General features: G+C 71.2%; 13 protein-coding genes. 5 read left to right on the forward strand and 8 right to left on the reverse strand.

Translation table 11 applies throughout. The features are described from left to right. Positions 1-48 precede the first annotated feature (48 nt). The gene (locus tag ACFYMU_RS11705) at positions 49-1,455 is read left to right on the forward strand and encodes a CoA transferase (protein WP_388371545.1); all 1,407 of its coding nucleotides are present in this window, start codon (positions 49-51) and stop codon (positions 1,453-1,455) included. A 177-nt stretch (positions 1,456-1,632) separates the two neighbouring features. On the opposite strand, the gene ACFYMU_RS11710 is transcribed toward ACFYMU_RS11705, so the two are convergent. Then, a complete protein-coding gene (locus ACFYMU_RS11710) occupies positions 1,633-2,751 on the reverse strand; it encodes a phospholipase D-like domain-containing protein (protein ID WP_388371548.1) in 1,119 nt (372 codons plus the stop codon). 391 nt (positions 2,752-3,142) lie between these two features. Here ACFYMU_RS11710 and ACFYMU_RS11715 point away from each other — a divergent pair, with 391 nt between their 5' ends. Together ACFYMU_RS11715 and ACFYMU_RS11720 are read left to right on the forward strand one after the other, a co-directional pair. After that, positions 3,143-9,508: an RHS repeat-associated core domain-containing protein gene (locus ACFYMU_RS11715; protein ID WP_388371551.1), complete on the forward strand. Its 6,366-nt coding sequence runs from the start codon at positions 3,143-3,145 to the stop codon at positions 9,506-9,508. A gap of 112 nt (positions 9,509-9,620) precedes the next feature. Continuing rightward, complete coding sequence (locus tag ACFYMU_RS11720) at positions 9,621-10,562, forward strand: hypothetical protein (RefSeq protein WP_388371554.1); 942 nt, start codon at positions 9,621-9,623, stop codon at positions 10,560-10,562. Between the two features lie 422 nt (positions 10,563-10,984). On the opposite strand, the gene ACFYMU_RS11725 is transcribed toward ACFYMU_RS11720, so the two are convergent. The 7 genes from ACFYMU_RS11725 to ACFYMU_RS11755 all read right to left on the reverse strand — a co-directional run bounded on the left by ACFYMU_RS11725 (position 10,985) and on the right by ACFYMU_RS11755 (position 17,692). Next, entirely contained in the window at positions 10,985-11,653 is a 669-nt protein-coding gene (locus ACFYMU_RS11725) for a lysoplasmalogenase (RefSeq protein ID WP_388372222.1), read from the reverse strand. Between the two features lie 5 nt (positions 11,654-11,658). Next, complete coding sequence (locus ACFYMU_RS11730) at positions 11,659-12,549, reverse strand: sterol desaturase family protein (RefSeq protein ID WP_388371557.1); 891 nt, start codon at positions 12,547-12,549, stop codon at positions 11,659-11,661. 143 nt (positions 12,550-12,692) lie between these two features. Further along, positions 12,693-13,403 carry a VIT family protein gene (locus ACFYMU_RS11735; protein ID WP_388371560.1) on the reverse strand — a complete coding sequence of 237 codons (711 nt, stop codon included), beginning with the start codon at positions 13,401-13,403 and terminating at the stop codon, positions 12,693-12,695. Positions 13,404-13,491: 88 nt separating this feature from the next. Then, positions 13,492-14,718 carry an amidohydrolase family protein gene (locus ACFYMU_RS11740; RefSeq protein ID WP_388371563.1) on the reverse strand — a complete coding sequence of 409 codons (1,227 nt, stop codon included), beginning with the start codon at positions 14,716-14,718 and terminating at the stop codon, positions 13,492-13,494. Next, positions 14,715-15,998 carry an amidohydrolase family protein gene (locus ACFYMU_RS11745; protein WP_388371566.1) on the reverse strand — a complete coding sequence of 428 codons (1,284 nt, stop codon included), beginning with the start codon at positions 15,996-15,998 and terminating at the stop codon, positions 14,715-14,717. Before ACFYMU_RS11745 ends, ACFYMU_RS11740 begins: the two co-directional genes overlap by 4 nt. Before the next feature lie 12 nt (positions 15,999-16,010). Then, the gene (locus tag ACFYMU_RS11750) at positions 16,011-16,895 is read right to left on the reverse strand and encodes an SDR family NAD(P)-dependent oxidoreductase (protein ID WP_388371569.1); all 885 of its coding nucleotides are present in this window, start codon (positions 16,893-16,895) and stop codon (positions 16,011-16,013) included. Next, on the reverse strand, positions 16,895-17,692 hold the full coding sequence (locus ACFYMU_RS11755) for an acetoacetate decarboxylase family protein (RefSeq protein ID WP_388371572.1): 798 nt from the start codon (positions 17,690-17,692) through the stop codon (positions 16,895-16,897). Before ACFYMU_RS11755 ends, ACFYMU_RS11750 begins: the two co-directional genes overlap by 1 nt. A 100-nt stretch (positions 17,693-17,792) precedes the next feature. On the opposite strand from ACFYMU_RS11755, the gene ACFYMU_RS11760 reads away from it, so the two are divergent. Next, positions 17,793-18,521 (forward strand): TetR/AcrR family transcriptional regulator, encoded by a 729-nt coding sequence (locus tag ACFYMU_RS11760; RefSeq protein ID WP_388371574.1) that lies wholly within the window; start codon positions 17,793-17,795, stop codon positions 18,519-18,521. A 113-nt stretch (positions 18,522-18,634) separates the two neighbouring features. Next, positions 18,635-19,633, forward strand: coding sequence for a DEDDh family exonuclease (locus ACFYMU_RS11765; protein ID WP_388371577.1), 999 nt, complete (start codon positions 18,635-18,637; stop codon positions 19,631-19,633). The last annotated feature ends 59 nt before the right edge of the window (positions 19,634-19,692 follow it).

The raw sequence follows: 19,692 nt of genomic DNA on the forward strand, positions 1-19,692 counted from the left end.
CCGACCCCGGCGGCCGTGTTGATCCAGTACACCCTGCACAGTGCTCCCATGACGGACATGGACGTGGCATGGGCGGCACTGGGCGGGGACCCCGCTCTGCTGTCGGGTATCTCGGCCGTCGTGCGGCAGGGCGCACTGCCCTCGCGGCTGCCCGTGCGGGAGGTCGCGAGGGCCTGTGTCGGGGCGTGCGCCCTGGCCGCGGCCGAGTGGGGCGCACGGCGGGCCGGGCTGCCGGCCGTGCCCCCGGTACAGGTGGACGACGGGGCGGTGGCCACCGCCTTCCACAGCGAGCGGCATCTGCTGGTCGACGGCCGCGCACCGGTCGCCTTCGCGCCGCTGTCCCGGTTCTGGCGCACCGCGGACGGCTGGGTGCGCACCCACGCCAACTATCCGCACCACCGGGCGCGGTTGCTCGGCGCGCTCGGGCTCCCGGCGGACGCGTCCGCGGACACCGTGGCGCAGACGCTCGCCGAGCGGTCGTCCGCCGAGGTGGAGGAGAGCGTGTACGCGGCCGGAGGGCTCGCGGTCGCGCTGCGCACGCCCGGGGAGTGGGCGGCGCACGAGCAGGGACGCGCGATCGCCGCACACCCGCTGGTGGGCCGTGAACGGCTCGACGACGCGCCCGTACGACCCCTCGTACCGCTCGTACCGCTCGGCGGGCAACCGCTGCTGCCCGCCGCGGGACTGCGCGTCCTGGACCTCACCCGGGTCATCGCGGGCCCCGTGGCCACCCGGACGCTGGCCCTGCTCGGCGCGGACGTCCTGCGGATCGACAGCCCGCGTCTGCCCGAACTCCCCGATCAGCACGCCGACATGGGCATCGGGAAGCGGTCCGCCGTCCTCGATCTGAGGGCGCCCGCGGACCGGCGGACGTTCGACGGACTGCTGGCGGATGCGGACGTGGTCGTCACCGGATACCGGCCCGGAGCACTCGACCGGCTGGGACTGGGCCCCGGGCACCTGGCCGAGCGGCGGCCCGGGCTCGTGGTGGCCCAGTTGTCGGCGTGGGGTGCCTACGGCCCGTGGGGCGGGCGGCGCGGCTTCGACAGTCTGGTGCAGGTCGCCGGCGGCATCGCGGTGACCGAGGGGTCGGCCGACCGGCCGGGCGCCCTGCCCGCGCAGGCCCTCGACCACGGCACGGGGTATCTGCTGGCCGCGGCGGTCCTGAGGTCCCTCACCGAGCAGACGCAGCAGGGCGGGACCCGGGTCGTACGGCTGGCGCTGGCGCGGACGGCCGCCTGGCTGACGGACGGGGCCGTGCGGGCCACGGGGCACGCGCAGGAGGCGTACGACCGCCCGGCCGACTGGCTCGCCGAGACCGACAGCGTGCTGGGCCGGCTGCGGTACGCCCTGCCGCCGACGCGTTTTGCGGGCGGGCCGGCGGACTGGGCGCGGCCACCGGGGCGGTGGGGGGAGGATCCGGCGCGCTGGGCCTCGGCGGCGCGCGAGGGCTGAGCCGTGGGAGTGGGACGGACCCGCGGGATGCCACGCCTCCCGCCGGTCCGTCCGCCGTCAGCCGGGGCGGCTTCTCGGGCGGCGGCCGGAACCACCACCGGCGGCCGGAAGGGCTACCTGCCGCAGGCGCGGCGGGCGCTGGACCACTTCGGACGGCCTGACCGGACCATGCCGTGATCAGGTCTCGGGCGTGCTGGTGATCCCCTTGCAGGCGTTCGTGTCGTCTGCGGTGCCGGGCACGGCGGCGGCCTTCACCGCGTTGAAGTCCGTGACGTAGGCGTCGTGGTCGGCGTCGCCGTCGACCTTGAGGAGCGCCTCGTCGTTCTTGGTGAGGGCCGGGCCGGTGTAGTTGTGGCTGCCGGTCCACAGCACCTTCTGCCCCGTCGTGCCGTCGTACTTGCCCTCGATCAACAGGTACTTGGAGTGGATGATGCGCGAGGCGGTGGCCGGGTCGTTGTCGTCGTCCCAGTTGTAGCAGCGCAGCGTGGGGCCACCCGAGGCGTGCAGGGTCTCCCACGTGCCGCTGGAGGAGCCGCTGTCGGTCTGTGAGTAGACGATGTCGACGGTGCATCCGGAGGTCTTGAGCGCGACCAGCTTCTGCGCCACCGCGAGCCGGGTGAGCTTGAACATCCCGACCCGCACCGTGGTGTGCTTGGTGGTGCCGCCCTCGGTGTAGGTGCAGGTCACGTTGTCGAGGACGGCGGTGATGGTGTCGCCCGGTGACGGATCGTCCGCCGGACGCGGGAAGAAGTAGGCCTTGTAGGGGCTGCTGGTGGTGGAGCTGTACTGCCAGTTGGCCCAGTCCTGGCCGACGAGCTTGCCGAAGTAGTTGCTGTACGCCGTGTAGATCGTCACGTTGTTCGGCAGGACGTAGGCGTCGTTCCAGAACCGGCTGTAGCTGGACGGCGTGAGGTTCGCCGACGTCTGCACCACGACGTCGTACGCCCCGTCGAGCTGTGAGAACAGCCAGAACTTGTTGTGGTTGATGGAGGCGCCCTGTGAAGGCTGGCCCAGACAGGACTTGTTGACGGGGCACAGTCCGACGAACGAGTTCTTCGTGAGGTCGGTGCCGAGGGCGGTCGTCAGGATCGAGTACGTCGGGTCGCTGGGTTTGTCGCTGACGTCGCTCTCGTCCATCATCAGCTGGATGTCAACGCCGCGGGCGTGGGCGTCCGCGATGGCCTGGGCCAGCTCCGCGTCCCAGAAGTGATAAACCGAGGCCTTGATGGACGAGCCCGACGGCGACTGGTTGATGTAGTCGAGCAGTCGTGTGCGTATCGCCTGCTGCTCGGCCACGGTGCCGGTCGGCTTGTTGAAGACCGGGCCCCCCGTGACGGCTGCGGACGCGGTGTCCGCCAGGCCAACTTGAAGGCCCGCGACAAGCGAGACCGAGAAGAGAGCCGCGGCGAGACGGCTTGAACCATGGCGTGATGCTGAACGCACCAGACCCCCCTGACACCGGTCGAACATGTATCTGCCAAGTGGATGCTGCCAGAGGAGTGCATGTGGCTGCCAGCCAACGCCTGTGGAGGGTCTGCTGAGATGACGGTGAGGTGACGCATGTCCGATTTGATGATCTAGACATGCCAGATGAGAAATTCTTACCCTCGGGGGCATTGCATTGATCTTTGTTACGCATGGGGGTGGGAGCTTCGTGAGACGCATGCGTTCTCGAGGTGTGGCTGCCTTGGTCAGCAAGGCATTGCTGGCAGGGCTTCTATCAGTTGTGGCGTTCACGCCCACGGCGGTGGCAGCGTCGCCGAGCGGCGACCAGCCGAGTGTGCCGATCGGAAAATTAGACAGCCCGGTGCCGCAGGTGACCGAGCCGTCCCAGACGAAACCGGCGAAGGTCACCTGGCCCAAGGCGGGCCGTGGCACCGTGACGCTGGGATCCGCGCCGGTCAGGGCGGCCAAGGGATCGGTGGTGACGGTCCGCACGGCCCGGCACTCCGCGAAGGCCAAGGGCGCGGCAGCGCCCTCCAAGGTCGACGTCGAGGTGCTGGGGCGCGCGAGGGCCGAGGCCGTCGGCGGTCTGGGACTCGCGGTGCGGCTCGCACGCCGGGACGGCGGGCAGACGGCCGGGGCGGTGGAACTCTCCATCGACTACTCGGGCTTCGCCCACGCCTACGGCGGCGACTTCGCCTCCCGGCTGCGGCTGATCCGGCTGCCGGCCTGCGCGGCGACCAACCCGAAGGCGGGGGCATGCCAGAGCGGCAGCTACGTACCCGCGAAGAACGACACGGAGGGTCAGAGGCTGACGGCGACGGTCGAGGCCGCGCCGCAGACCGAAGCGTACTCCAGCACCGCGGCCCTGGTGGAGCCCTCCGTCTACGCGCTGACCACAAGTTCATCGTCCGACAAGGGCGACTTCCGGGCGAGCACGCTGTCGCCCACCGGCAAGTGGGACGTGTCGATGGGCTCGGGCGCGTTCACCTACCAAGTGCCGATCGAGGTGCCCGAGCCACCGGTGGGTGAGGCCCCGGACCTTGCACTGACCTACAACTCCCAGTCGGTGGACGGCCGTACGTCGGCCTCCAACAACCAGGCGTCCTGGGTCGGGATGGGCTGGGACCTGAACCTCGGCTACATCGAGCGCCGTTACAAGAACTGCACTCAGGACGGGCATCCGACCTTCGGTGACCTGTGCTGGGACTCGCCGAACTCGGGCGCGGACCCGAACGGCGCCGTGTACGTCATCAACATCGCCGGAATGACGACGGAGCTCATCCAGGACAACACCGGCACCGGCTCCTTCCACATGCAGGACGACCCCGGCTGGAAGGTGCAGAAGCTCAACGGCGGCTACGGCTCGGACAACACGGACGAGTTCTGGGTGATCAGCCAGCAGGACGGCACCCGCTACTACTTCGGCTGGGGCCGCTCGGAGCGTTCCCCCACCAGCAGGACGAACTCGGTGCTGACCGTCCCGGTCGTCGGCGACGACGCGGGCGAGCCCTGCAACAGCTCGTACCCCAGCCCCTGCAAGCAGGCCTGGCGCTGGAGCCTGGACCGGGTGGTGACGCCCAACGAGGTCGAGAACTCCTACTTCTACGACAAGGAGCAGAACCACTACCGTTCGGTGGCCGCGTCCGACAAGGCCCGTTCCTATGACGCGGGTTCGTATCTGAGCCGGATCGAGTACGGCTGGTCCTCGCAGATCGCGGGCGCCCAACTGCCCGCCAAGGTGGAGTTCCAGCATGTCAACCGCTGTGTCGAGCGGATGAACGAGAAGGACCCGCTGGACAACACCGTCCCGGACTGCCCGACGATCGACTCGTCCCCGTCGTCCTACCCGGACGTGCCGGTCGACCTCATCTGTGACGGCCCGGACGACGGCGAATCCTGCGCGGGCAAGACGTACTACCCCACGTTCTTTCAGCGCGGAATGCTCTGGGACATCAAGACCTACGTCCGCGACAACGACGCGGCGAGCTGGGATCTGGTCACGCAGTACCAGATGAAGTACGCGCTGATGAACCCCGAAGGGGCCATCGACGGCACACTGTGGCTGGACTACATCCAGCGCCGCGGCTACGCAGGTGACGACGTCACCCTGCCGACCATCAACTTCAACGGCGAGTACCTGGACAACCAGGTCGGCGGTGGCACGGTGCTGAACTTCCGCCGCGTCAACAAGGTCTTCACCGACCTCGGCTCCACCGTGTCGGTCACCTACGGGCATGCGTCCGACGGCGCCGTCTCCCGGCAGTGCGACGCGGCCAACCTGCCCTCACAGTCGAACAACAACTTCGAGTGCTTCTGGCAGAAGTGGACGCCGGAGGGTGAGACGACCGAGCGGACGGGCTGGTTCAAGAAGTTCGTCGTGACGCAGATCGTGGTGGACCCCGGTGATCTCGGGGACGGCGATCCCGCGATGACCACGACGTACGAGTACGACGGCGCCCCGGGCTGGCGGTTCACCGCCGACCCGATCGCCAAGGACGAGGACGAGTCCTGGTCGGAGTGGCGCGGCTACGCCAAGGTGCTCGTCACCACCGGGGCCAACGCCAACCGGCACTCCACGTACAACTGGCTGTACCGGGGCCTGGACGGCGACCGCACCTCCAAGACGGATCCCTCGCAGACCCGCACGGTGAAGGTCACCGACTCCGAGGGCACCGAGTGGACCGACTCCGCGTGGCTGGCGGGCAAGCCGCTCGAGACCTCCACGCGCGACAGCGTGGACAAGTCCCAGGCCAGGGAGTGGCACGAGTATTGGATGCACAACACCGCCCAGTACACGGGCCTGCCGGACGCCCGCTTCGTACGCGAGAGCAGGACGCGTACGTTGGAGAAGGTCTACGACTCCACCGACACGGACCTCTCCACGTGGCGCGAGCACATCGTCGAGAACGAGTACGACGACACCGAGGCCGCTTCCACCACCTTCGGCCTGCCGATGCGCGTCGACGACTGGGGTGAGACCAACGTCTCCGACAACACGTGCACGGAGTACGGACGGGCCTACAACACTGACGAGCTCGACACGACCGGCACCAAGCGGTGGATGGTGTACCAGGACGAAGAACGGCACTACTCCGTCTCCTGCACCGCCCAGGCCCAGGACCAGGCAAACGGGCAGGGCACCCTGCACCAGGACAAGCGGACCGTCACGCTCTTCGACGGTGCCACGACGCAGTCCGAGAACGACACCAAGTTGATCGACGGCAACGAGACCGAGGTCCGCACCTACACCGACGCCGGCAACTACCGCACCACCAAGAGCGGTTTCGACAGCGCCGGACGTCCGGTCGAGAACTGGGACGGCAAGCAGAACCTCACCACCACCACGTACAACCCGAGCACGTCCTGGCCGGTCGACGGCATCACCACCACGACCCCGACCCCGACCGGCGGGACGGCGCTCACCTCCACCACGTACATCTCCCGGTTCTTCGGGGAGCCGTGGAAGACCGTGGACGCCAACGGCAACACCAGCCGGGTCGTCTATGACGCGCTGGGCCGCACCATCCAGGTCTTCAAGCCGACCGAGTCCGCCAACTACCCCGACGGCACCCCGTCCATGCGGTTCTCCTACTCGGTCCCGGTTGCCCCGTCCTCGACGGGTGTGCCCGACGTGGCGACCGGCGCACCGGCGAAGGTGACCACGGAGATCCTCCAGTCCGGCACCACCTTCCAGAAGTCGATCGGCTACGTCGACGGCCTCGGCCGGGTGCGGGAGACCCAGATCCCCGCATCGTCGGGCACGGGCCGCACAGTGACGGTGACCCGCTACGACGCGTCGGGCAATGTCGCCGGCACGTCCGCGGAGTTCTACAACAGCCAGGCGGCCGGCTCCGGCATGGTCAACCCGGCGGTCTCGGACATCCCGGCCTACAACGACCTGGAGGTGGACTGGGCCGGGCGCACCACGCTGTCTCAGATCCTCGTCATGGGCGTCGCACAGTCGGCGAACAAGACGGTGACCAGCTACGGCGGCGCCGATCTCACCACCGTCGTCCCGCCGGTGGGCGAGCCCAAGGACACCTACACCGATGTCGACGGCCAGACGGTCAAGCTGGTCGAGCACAACGGCAACGAGTCCTACACCACGGAATACGAGTACACGCGCAGCGGCGGTCTCAAGTACGTCCACGACGCGCGGGGCAACACCACCCACTACACCTACAACTGGGCGGGAGAGCGCCTGAGGACCGAGGATCTCGACAGCGGCGTCAGCACCAACACCTACGACGCCAACGGCAACATCGAGACCGTCACGGACGGCACCACCGTCCTCACCCACGCGTACGACCAGCTCAACCGCCAGACGTCGGTCTCCTCGGGCTCCACGCTGCTGAGCGAGTGGCGGTGGGACACCGCTACCGGCGGCAAGGGTCTGCTGGCCTCGGCCGCCTCGTACGCCGACGGCTACAGCTATGTGTCCAAGACCGACGCCTATGACGCGCGCGGCCGGGCCACGTCCAAGACGACCGTCGTCCCCAGCGACGGCAACGGCTTCCAGGGCAGCTACACCTTCGCCTACCACTACGACGCCAACGACCAGACGACCTCGGTCGACTACCCGGCGGTGGGCGGCCTGCCCGCCGAGACCGTCACCACCCAGCACTCGGCGTACGGCGACCCGACCCAGCTCTCCAGCAGCCTGGCGACCTATGTGTCCGGGGTCGGTTACGACGACCTCGGCCGGACGATCTCCCGCTCGTACGGCACCGCGGGCACCGGCACGAGTGCCACCCGCACCTTCGCCTACGACGACGCCAACGGCACCGGCTGGCTGAAGAACGTCACCACCAGCACGCTCGCCTCGGGCACCACCACCACGGTTCAGGAGGACACCTACGCCCGCAACGACGCGGGAACCGTCACCGCCCTGCGCGAGACCACCTCAAGCCAGCAGCAGTGCTACACCTTCGACGGCCTGCAACGGCTGAAGGCGGCCTGGACCACAGCCGCGACGACGTGCACCGCCACCGCGCAGTCGGACTTCGCGGGCCCCGACCCCTACCAGCGGGAGTACACCTACGACCGGCTCGGCAACATCCAGTCCGTCACCGCGACCACGGCCACGGGGTCGACGGTCAAGGACTACAAGTACCCGGGCTACAGCGCCGACGAGTCGACCTACACGGTCGACCAGGCGCACCCGCACGCGGTCACGTCTGTCACCACGTCGTCGGGCACGGACACCTACGGCTACAACGACAAGGGCCAGCTGACCTCGCGCACCGTCGGCGGAGTGAACTCCACCCTGGACTGGGACGCACAGCACCGGCTGAGCAGGGTCACGCAGGAGAAGCCGGCCGGCGACGAGGTGTCGACGTACGTCAATGACGTCGAGGGCAACGTCCTGCTGCGCACCGGCAAAGACGAGAAGGTGCTGTACCTGGACGGCCAGGAACTGCACTCGACCGCCTCCGGAACGAAGGCCAGCCGCTACTACGCGATGGAGGGGACGGCGGTGGCCGTCCGCGTGGCGGACGGCACCACCAACGGCACACTCGTCTGGCTGATGTCGGACACGCAGAGCTCCACCCAGCTGATGGTGGCCCAGGCGACGGGCGTGGTCACCAGGCGGCGGTACCTGCCGTTCGGTGAGCAGCGCGGCGCCACCACGCTGCCCGCGGGCACGGACCGGGGCTTCCTCGGCAAGGCCGAGGACGACTCCACCGGCTTCTCCCTCCTCGGGGCGAGGCTCTACGATCCGGGGCTCGGCCGGTTCCTGTCGCCCGATCCGCTGGCGACGCCGTATCTGCCGCAAAGCCTCAACGGCTACAGCTACAGCGTCAACAACCCCATCGCCTACAGCGATCCGTCCGGACTGTTCTTCGACTTCCTCTTCGGCGGCGGCTTCTGGCGCACGCTGTGGAACTCCCGGCACGACATGGCGGTGCTGCTGCGGGCCATGGCGGTCCGCTTCTACGACCTCGCCAACAACGGAGGCCACGGGGCCGTCACCACGAGCCGCAAGGCGAACTCCATCAAGCACGGCTCGTACCGCAGCATCAACATCAGGAAGGAGAGCAAGAAGAAGACCGGGTACGCAGACCTCATCTACTGGACGGACGACAAGGTCTACGTCTGGGAGATCAAGCACAAGCAGTCGGCCAACTACAAGTCGTCGAGGCCGTCGGCGGAATCCACGGGACCCGCGCAGCTCAAGAACTACATCAAGTATCTGACCAAGCAGTTGCGGGCGAAGGGGGACAAGAGGCAGGTCGTCGCCGGCTTCAAGTTCGCGCTCCCTCAGTCGTCCCCCAGCCTGAAGGGCGATGAACTCATCACCGTCCGCTCGTCGTCGAAGGCCGCCGGAATCGAGCTGTACACCTACACGAAGGTGAAGAAGATCGACAAGCCGAGCCCGTCGCCGGCTCCGCAGCCGAATCCGACGGCTGTTCCGGAAAAAGTGCCGCAGCCCGCGAATCCCTACCAGCCGGCACCGGGGGCGACCCAGCACGCCCCGCTACCGGGTGGGGATACCAACAACGAGTGGGGCTGGGACTGGGGAACGGTGTCGACGCCGGACACCCAGACGAGCGGAGCGCTGGCGACGGTGGCCTTCCTGACCGCGCTGATGCTCAGCCCGGTGTAAGGTCGCGCACCACGGTCGGCCGGCCCAGGCCGCCGATCGTGGTGCAGTAGCCTGCGGTTGACGTCCGTGAGGCCGGTGGACAGCCGGCGGAGCGAAGGGGCAGGGCCTGGCGGTGGAGCAAGAGATCAGGCTGAACTCGAGTCTGCGCACCGAAATCGACCTGCCCTGCCCCGAGGGCGGTCCGGCTTACCGCGCGGTGGCCGAGGCGTGGTTCACCGCGGCGCTCACCGAACTGGCCGGGGCGCTGGGCGAGGAGTTCGGGTACGACCTGGACCTCTCCGCCCGCGCCTCGACCATCACCGGGGGAAGCAGCACCTACGGCCCCCCCGGAAGTTTCTGGGCCTCGTTGCTCGTCACCCGGGCTTCCGGGCATCAGGTCGAGACCCATTGGTCGCCGAAGAACTGGCGGACCTTCCTCCGGGACATGGAGAAGATGCCGCCCGAGGCCAAGGTGCAGCTGGCCGTGGTGGGACCCGACGGATTTCCGGGTGAACCCTGGCTGGACGTCTCCGTCGTACGGGAGAGGGACGCCCCGGACTGGATCGCGCTCGTCGCGGACCGCACCACCGAGGAGTTCGGTGATCCCGGCACGAGAGCCGAGGCTCAGTCCCGCTGGACCGCATTCCTCAGGTCCCAGGCGCACGCCCACGAGACGGTGCTCTTCGGCGAAGTCGCGGACGACGCGGAACTCGCCACCGGCCGCACCGCCCTGGAAGCCGCACTCGGCCTCTTTCAGGACGACACCTTCACGGAACTGGACTCGATGCTGCGCGGATACGGGTGGATCACGATCTGCTCCCCGGGCGTCGTGGAGGTGCTGGGCGGCATCGACCGCCTCCGGAACACCGGCGCCTTCTTCGCCGTGGAACCGCTGGCCCGCGGCGGGGCGCTACTGCGGGCGACGGAGCACATCTGGGAGTACGGGCCCGCCTCGGTGGACGCGGTCTTCCGCGCGCTGGCGCCCGCGCTGCCGCCGGGCGAGGCCTCACCGGCCATCTCCTCCGACATCGTTCGGCTCGCCTTCGAGGACGCGTCCCAGGTGGGGCGCTCCTGACTGCGGGGGCGGCCCCTGAACGCCAGTGCTCCGGCAGGCAACGTTTGCCCGTCAAGGAGCGGCGTCGTGGGGGTCCCCCCGCTCGGGCGGAGCCGAGAGTGGGGGAGCGTGCTCTCGGCGTGCCGGGTGCACGTCCTCGTACCGGATGTACGTGGGCTTGTGCCCGGTGCGGCGAGTGGGGGCGCCCCCCGCTCGAAGAGCTCGGGGGAGCGGGCCGGGCGTCGCGACGGGGCGAACGTTGCCTGTTGGGGCACTAGGCTACTGATGTACGCAGGGCCGCCGACTGCTGGAGTTCGTGGGGTCGCTTGGCCTGGTGGTGGCGGTGCCGGGGCCGCTGCCGGCCCGCCGGTCCTGACGCACCGCCCGCGGCCGCGGCGCCCGTCCCCCCGCACCCGGTGCCGGTCGGCCTCCCCCGCCGCCCGTCACACGGTGGACGCGCGCGCCGCACCGTACGCCGCCACCGGCTCCCGTCGCCCGCCGAGGACCCCCCGGACCAGCAGCGCCTGCGCGGCCACGTAGGTGGCCATGACCCAGAAGTCCGCCCGGGGAAGCTGCGGCCAGTCGGCGACACCGGTCGCGATGAGCGTGTCGGAGAGCATGAACAGCGCGCCGCCGACGCCCGCGACGGGGCCGGGCCGGGTGGCGCCGTACGCCATCGCGGTCAGCAGCAGGCTGTAGCCGGCGACCGGGACCCGCAGGCCGGCCGGGAGGCCGGGCCACAGCAGGGCGACGAGGACGACGAGGGCGATGCCGTAGGCGGCGGCGAGCCGTGCCCGCCGCCGGCCCGGCGCGCCGTACCGCCGGAAGAGCAGGAGGTAGCAGACGTGCCCCGCGGCGAAGGAGGCCATGCCGCCGAGGAAGGCGGCGTCCGCGTGGGACATCAGCAGGAGGTCGCCGCCCCACCCGAAGAGCAGGGCCGCGAGCAGCAGGCGCGGACCGCCGCGCACGCCCGCGTGGAGGGCGAGCAGGGGCATCAGGAGGGGCTTGGCCAGGACGTGCCCCAGATGGTGTCCGGCGGCCAGGGATCCGAGGTCGACGACGGCGGCCACCCCGAACGCGACGAGCGACACGCGCCCGAGGCGCTCACGCAGGGGGCTCACGCGGCCGGCTCCCCGACAGCGGGTGCCGTGGTGACGGCCGGTGCCGGTGCCGGTGCCGGTGCCGGCTCCCAGCCGGGCCCGCGGAACATCCGCCCGGCTCGTTCACGCCAACTGCGCGCGGCCCTGACGTCCCTGGCGATGGCCGCGTACTCGTGCGTGGCGACCCTCAGCGGGTTGTACGTGCCGATGTTCTTGGTGAGCCCGTACACCGGCCGTTCGGTCTCGGGGACGAACGAGCCGAACAGCCGGTCCCAGACGATGAGGATGCCGCCGAAGTTGCGGTCCAGATAGCCGCCCTGGGAGGCGTGGTGCACCCGGTGGTGCGACGGCGTGTTGAAGACGGCCTCGAACCACCGGGGCATCCTGTCGATGCGCTCCGTGTGGATCCAGAACTGGTAGACGAGGCTCACGGAGGAGCAGAACGCCAGCGCGGCCGGGTGCACGCCGAGGACGATCAGGGGGAGGTAGAAGGGCCAGCCGGTGAGGGACGTCCAGGGCTGGCGCAGCGCGGTGCTCAGGTTGAACTTGCGGCTGGAGTGGTGCACGACGTGGCAGGCCCACAGGATCCGGATGACGTGGTGCCCGCGGTGGTTCCAGTAGTAGAAGAAGTCCTGCCCGAGGAGCATGAGCGGGACCGTCCACCACAGCACGGGCACCCGCAGCGGCGTGAGCGAGTAGACCGCGTCGTAGATCAGGACGATCGGTATCTTCCACAGGAAGTCGAAGAAGAGGCTGCCCAGCCCCATGCCGATGCTGGTCGCGGCGTCCCTGGCGTCGTACCCCTCGGCGTCCTCGTCGGGGTGGATCCGGTAGCTCACCGCCTCGAGCACGGTGAGCAGCACGAAGGCGGGTATCGACCACAGCACGACATCGGGCAGGTTCGGCATGGATGCACCGTAGGGCCGCAGGTCGGCTGCGGCTAGAGGTTGTTACCGACAAGTATGGCCGGGGTGGGGGCTCGTTCGGTGATCTCCGCCCGTGGACGGCCGGACCTCAGCGAAACCTCAGCCGGACCTCAGCCGGACCGCGGCTAGACCCCTGCCGCGCCCAGCAGCGCGCCCGCCGCGTAGGTGACGGCCATCGCCAGCGCCCCGCCGGCCACGTTCCGCAGCACGGCCCGCCCCGGCTCGGCCGCCCCCAGGCGCGCGCTGGTCCAGCCGGTGAGGACGAGCGCGGCCAGGACGGACACCACGGTCACCGGGATCCGCCAGCCCGTCGGGGGCAGCACGATCGCCAGCAGCGGCAGCAGGGCACCCACCGTGAACGCCAGGAAACTCGCCCACGCCGCATGCCACGGGTTGGTCAGCTCGTCGGGGTCGATGCCGAGTTCCACGCGCGCGTGGGCGCGCAGTGCGTCCCGTTCCGTCAGCTGGACCGCCGCCTCGCGGGCCACCTCCCGCGACAGGCCGCGGTCCTGCAGCAGCCGGGTCAGCTCCTCCAGCTCCGCCTCCGGCCGTTCCCTCAGCTCCCATCTCTCCAGCGCCAGCGCCGCCTTCTCCGAGTCACGCTGGGTGGAGACCGAGACGTACTCGCCGGCCGCCATCGACATGGATCCCGCCAGCAGCCCGGCCAGGCCGGCCGTCACCAGGGCCGAGCGGTCCGTCGTCGCGCCGGCGACACCGACCACGAGGCCCGCGGTGGAGACGATGCCGTCGTTGGCGCCGAGGACCGCGGCCCGCAGCCAGTTCAGCCGCGTGCCGAGGTCGCCGCCGTGGGGCTCGGTGTGCATGGGTTTCGTCACAGGGTGAGGATGGCATCCCGGGCGAACCCTCCGACGCACCGACCCGGGCCCCCGGAGCGCCACCGGACCCGTACCCGGCCCCGGAGTGTCACCAGACCCGTACCCGGCCTCCCCGGGCGAACGCGGGACTCCTCGCGTCCCGCGGCGGCTCGGTCAGCGGTTCCGCGGTCCCCGCGACCGTGGGGCCCGTCCTGGCGGCGATGGGGTCCAGGAAGGCCAGGTCGAAGCCGTACAGCCGGGCCGCGTTGCCGCCGACCATCGCCGCCACCTCCTCGCGCGGCACGCCGGCGTACGCGGCTCTGAGGGCCTCCCGCGTGTACGGGTGGGTGCCTTCGTCGTGCGGGTAGTCGCTCCCCCACATGATCTTGTCGAGGCCGATGCGGTCCCGCAGCGGCACCTCGTGCGGGCGCATGAAGCTCGCGCCGACGAAGCAGTTGGAGCGCCACACCTCCGACGGGCCCCTGCCCATGGACGCCGCCAGGCCCGCGCCGAACTTCGACTCCGCCGTCGACGCCCCCGCGCCCGCCGCCACCAGCCGGCCGTGGTAGTAGTCCAGCATGTCGAGCACTCCGGGGATCCAGCCCGAGCCCTGCTCGGTCAGCACCAGTTTCAGCCCGGGATGGCGGTGGAAGGCCCCGCCGAAGACCAGGTGCCACAGGGCGCGGTGGGAGAACCACGTCGTCTCGACCATGAAGACCGCCCGTGCGGCCGGTTCGTCCCCCAGGGGCGGCGACGCCGACCCCGCGTGGTGGTTGACGGGGACGTCCAGTTCCGCGCACACCGCCCAGATCGGGTCGTAGACCGGCGAGTGGAGCTCGGGCAGACCCGACCCCGGCGGCGTGCCGGGGAGCAGCAGGCCGCCGCGCAGGCCCGCCGCCACCGCCCACCGGATCTCCCGCACCGCCTCCCCGACGTCGTTGAGGAGGATCTGGAAGACGCCCGCCCGGCGGCCGGGGGCCGCCGAACAGAAGTCCGCCAGCCAGCGGTTGTGCGCCCGCAGGCCCGCCCAGCGTCGCTCGAACTCCTCCCGCGTGGGCGTCGGGGCGGTCAGCGAGCCGGACGGGAAGAACGGCGGGATCGTGTTCGGGAAGACGACCTCCGCGACGATCCCGTCCGCCGCCAGTTCCGCGAGCCGCCGGTCCGAGTTCCAGTTCCGGTCGGCGGAGTCGGCGAGCAGGTCCTCGTACGGGTTGACGTACGAGGCCGCCCACGCGTCGAAGTCGTCGTGGTACCGCGACTCCAGATAGGGCCGGTAGTCCAGGAGGTCCGCGCCCGCGTGGCAGTCCGCGGAGATCACGGTGTACCGCTCGCTCACGGGGTCGCTCCCAGGGCCGGGAAGTCCTCGCCGGTGAGCCAGTGGCGGCCCACCTCGCGCGAGCGGGCCCACGACGCCTCCACGGCCGCCTGGTCGTCGCTCTGGCCGAGGTCCGCGGGGGTGGGGCCGATGCGCCGGGCCAGCGGGGTCAGCCGCGCCACGTCGAAGCCGAAGACCTCCGCCGCCGCCAGTCCGAGCATGCGGCGCGTCTCGCCCACCGGGATGTCGTGGAAGGTGCGCCGCAGCCACCCGCGCGTGTCGGGCCAGGTGCCCTCGGGGTGCGGGAAGTCGCTGCCCCAGAGGATGTTGTCCACGCCGATCTCGTACCGCTGGGCCAGTTCGCGCCGTTTGGTGTTGGTCGCGCAGACGAAGACCTGGCGGTCCAGGTACTCGTGGGGCGGCCGCTTCAGCTCGGCGAAGGGCGAGAGCTTCTTGCCGCCGTGCGCGCCCAGATAGAGGCGGTCCATGAACCAGAGCAGGTTCGGCAGCCACCAGCAGCCCGACTCCGCGACGCCGAACCTCAGCCCCGGGTGCCGTTCGAAGACCCCCGACCACAGCAGGAACCAGAGCGGGCGCGCCGGCCACCAGGTGACTTCGGAGACGTAGATGCCCAGGTGGTCGCCGTACTCGTCCCGCGGCGCGGCCCCCGAGTGGGTGAGGACCGGCATCCCGCACTCGGCCGCCGCCGCCCACACCGGGTCGTAACGGCGGTCGTGGTAGGGCTCCTTGCCGGCCCACATGGCGGGGATCAACAGCGCCCCCAGGCCGGACTCCTTGGCTCGGCGCACCTCCGCGACGACGCGGCCGGTCTCCGCCGTGACGGGCAGCAGGGCCACCCCGCAGTGCCGCTCGGGGTGCTCGGACACGAAGTCCGCGAGCCAGCGGTTGTGCGCCTGCGCGCCCGCCATGCCCAGCTCGGGGTCCTGGTCGCCGGAGAGGCCGAGGCCCACGCCGAAGGGCGCGGCCGTCCGGCTGTCCACCGCGTCGGCGTCGGGGAAGACCACCTCGGCGGCCACGCCGTCGCCGTCCAGTTCCTTCAGGCGCTGCGCGGTGTCCCATCCTCCGCGCAGGCCCTCCTCGTTGTCCTGGAACCACCGGGCGGCGAACGTCTCGTTGCGGATGCCGAGCCGGGTCATCTCCTCGCGGCGGCGGTCGCGCCCCGCGAGGAACTCGTCGAAGTCCCGGTGGAAACGGCGCTCCAGATAGGGCCGGTACTCCTCGGTGGGCAGCCCGGCGTGGCAGTCGGAGGAGATGATCAGGTACGGGTCGTGGTCGGTCACGGCTGCCCCCTGTCAGTCCAGGACGAAGCGTTCGAGGTACGACGGGTTCGCGCGGTCGAGCATGGAGCGCGCCCGCGCCCGGATCTGTGCGTCGCTGTGCTCGCTGTCGGGCAGCAGCCAGAAGCGGTCCGCGCGGATGCCGTCCACCACCAGCCCGGCGACCTCCTCGACCGGGGTGAACCGCACCTCACGTCCCGCCGCCCTCATGGCGGCCTCCCACTGGGCGAGGCTGCGGTAGGGGGTCCTGCGGGGCGCGCGTTTGGCGTACCGGTCGGGCCGGTTGCGGTGCGACTCCCACAGTCCGGTGCGCAGCATGTGCGGGCCCGGGAAGAGCACGGAGGCGCCCACGCGCGCGTGCTCGGCCCTCAGGTGCGCGTACAGGGACTCGGTCATCGTCACGACGGCCGCCTTGGTGACGGCGTACACGGAGGCGGTGGGCAGCGGCGCGATGCCGCCGTCGCCCGACGAGGTGTTGACCACGTGGCCGGGCTCGCCGCCCGCGATCATCCGCGGGACGAACGCCTGGACGCCGTGGAAGACGCCCCACACGTTGACCGCGAAGGCCCACGCCCAGTCGTTCGGGTCGTGCTCCCACATGCGGCCCTCCGCGCCCGAGCCGACGCCCGCGTTGTTGCAGAGCACATGGACGGCCCCGAACCGCTCGTAGACGTCGTCGGCGAGGGCCAGCACCTCGGCGCGCTCCCCGACGTCGACCACGCGCGCGTGCACGGCGCCACCCTCCCCGCGCAGCAGGGACGCCGCCTTCTCCAGGGCGCCCTCCTCCACGTCCGCGAGGACGACCCGCAGCCCCTCGGCGGCGAACCGCCGCGCCATCGCGAGCCCGATGCCGCTCGCCGCGCCGGTGACGACGGCGACCTGTCCGGCGCTCAGTTCCATCACACGCTCCCCTCGGGCGGTCCGTCGAGGACCTGCTGCGGGTCGTCGTAGCGCTGGTGGACGTAGGGCAGCAGGGCCTCGGCGCTGACCCGTTCGACGACCGTGCCGCGCTGGTCGCTGGTCTTCTCGCCGATGGTGATCTCGACCAGGCGGCGCACGGGGAGGTCCGCGACGGGGTCGTACGCCGACTCCCGCAGGACGACGTCGCCGGCGATCCGCTCCAGTCTGCGCACCGTCTCGCGGCGTACGCAGTGCACGAGGACGGGGTCGGCGTCGAAGCCCGAACCGTCCACCGCCGGGAGGAACTTGAAGTAGAAGTCGGTCTTCGGGCGGGGTTCGGGCAGCGGCAGGTCACCGCTCACCGTGCCGCGCACCTCCACGAACGCGACGCCGTGGCGGGCCAGCGAGGCGCGGACGACGGGGCCGTCGCGCTCGACGGTCACCTCGCCGAGCTTCTTCGGCTCCCCGAAGACCTCGCGGCCGCCGGTCAGGGCCCGCTCATGGGTCATCGGCATGACGAGCGGGTACCAGCCCTCGACGCCGCCGTGCGCCGCGGCGACCGCGAAGGAGCCCGCGCCCAGTGGGTGTCCCGGCAGCTCGACCGTGCTGATGTTCACCCGCGCCAGGGGGCGCCCGGTGGGTTCGAGCGGGGGTGGCAGCACCGCCGCGACCGCGTCCGGATCGCTCTCCCAGACGGCCACCACACCGGTGGACCAGATGTCGGGGAGCTTCGCGTGTGCGGTGCGTGCCGCGGCGATCTCCGCCTCCGTGCGGGGGCCGTAGCGCACTCGTGCCATGTCGTACCGCCCTTCTTCTGATGGGCCGTCACCTGTAACACAGTTACAGCAGTCCTCGTGCCGGGTAAACAGGGCTGCACGGGCGGACCTTGGGGGGATCATGGCGAGAGCGGCACTCACCCGGGACGAGGTCCTGGCCGCCGCCGCGGACCTGGTGGAGCGGGACGGTCCGGACGCGCTCACCATGCGCGGGCTCGCGGCCCGGCTGGGTACCGCCGTCACGTCGATCTACTGGCACGTCGGCAACCGCGAGTCCCTGCTGGACGCGCTGGTCGAGCGTACGGTCGCCGACCTCGGCGAGATCCGGTCCTCGGGGCGCACGCCCGCAGAGCGGATCGTCTCCGTCGCACGCGCCCTGCGCCGGCGACTGCTCGACCGTCCCCACCTGATCGCGCTGGTCCACGGCCGCGGCCTGACGGAGCGGATGTTCCTGCCCGCCCAGCAGGCCCTGGTGCGCGAGGCGCACGCGGCCGGGCTGCGCGGCGCCGGGGCCGCCGACCTCGTACGGGCGGTGCAGTTCCAGGTCGTCGGTCACGTCCTGGTCGAGCGGAACCGCGAACGCGCCCCCGCGCAGCACCCCGGCGAGCAGGAACTGTGGAGCGCCGCGTCCGCCGGGGACGACCCCGTGCTGGCCCGCGCGCTGGCCGGTCCGCCGGACCCGGAACGGCTGTTCGTCACCTCCGTGGAGGCGCTGACGCGCTCCCTGCTGGCGTCCGCGGACGGGCCCGGCGGACGACCGGCGGACGACGGGCGGACGGAGTTCCCGAAAGCCCCGCGGGCGCCCGTCCCGGACAGGGAACGGACGCGGCGGCGTCCGGGCGGGCGCTGAACTCCTCCGGCTCGCGACCCGGTTGCGGGCGCCCCGTGCGCGAGCGACGCGGGCCGGCGCCCGGGCGCGGGTGCGCGCGGGAGTGTCAGACGGGGCCCGTATCCTCAGTGACCATGCTCGAAGACCGTACGACCGCAGCGGCCCCCGCCGCCTGGCCGGCCGCGTACCCGGAGGGGTACGCGGTCGTCGACGTGGAGACCACCGGCCTGGCCCGGGACGACCGGATCGTCTCGGCCGCCGTCTACCGGCTCGACGCCCGCGGCGAGGTCGAGGACCACTGGTACACCCTGGTCAACCCGGAGCGCGACCCGGGGCCCGTGTGGATCCACGGCCTGACGAGCGAGGTGCTGGAGGGGGCGCCGCTCTTCCGGGACATCGCCGAAGAGTTCGCCGCCCGGCTCGACGGCCGCGTCCTCGTCGCGCACAACGCGGTCTTCGACTGGTCGATGATCGCCCGGGAGTACGCCCGCGCGCAGAGCGAGGCGCCGGTCCGCCGGCGGCTGTGCACCATCGCGCTCTCCAAGGAGCTGGGCCTGCCGCTGGCCAACCACAAGCTGGAGACACTGGCCGCGCACTTCGGCGTGGTCCAACGGCGGGCGCACCACGCCCTGGACGACGCACGCGTGCTGGCCGAGGCCTTCCGGCCGAGTCTGCACGCCGCGGCGAGCGGGGGCCTGCGGCTGCCCCTCCTTGAGTGCCGCCCGCTGGTCGAGTGGTCCGCCTCCCCGACGATCGGCCGGCAGTCCTCCCGGGGGCACTCCCCGGGCAGTTGGCGCCCCTCCCGCAAGCGGCCCGCCTGCCCGTACCCCAACCCGGGGCGGTACGAGGCCGGCAAGCGCCTCAAGCAGGGCATGCGGGTCGCCTTCTCCGGCGACACGTCCGTCGACCGCGAGCTGCTGGAGGACCGGGCCGTCGAGGCCGGGCTGCACGTCGCGACGAGCCTGTCCCGGCTGACCAGCCTTCTCGTCACCAACGATCCGGACTCGGGCACCTCCAAGGTGGTCAAGGCACGGGCGTACGGGACGCCGGTGGTGGACGAGGCGGCGTTCGGGCAGCTGCTGCGCGACGTCGAGCCCGCGGCGGGCGACGCGACACCCGCCACGAAGGAGTGAGGGACGGCGGTTGACCGACGTACGGGTGATTGCCGTGCGACTCGCCCGGCGCCCGCTCG

The sequence above is a fragment of the Streptomyces sp. NPDC007264 genome, assembly GCF_042869095.1.
In the GTDB taxonomy this organism is placed as follows: domain Bacteria; phylum Actinomycetota; class Actinomycetes; order Streptomycetales; family Streptomycetaceae; genus Streptomyces.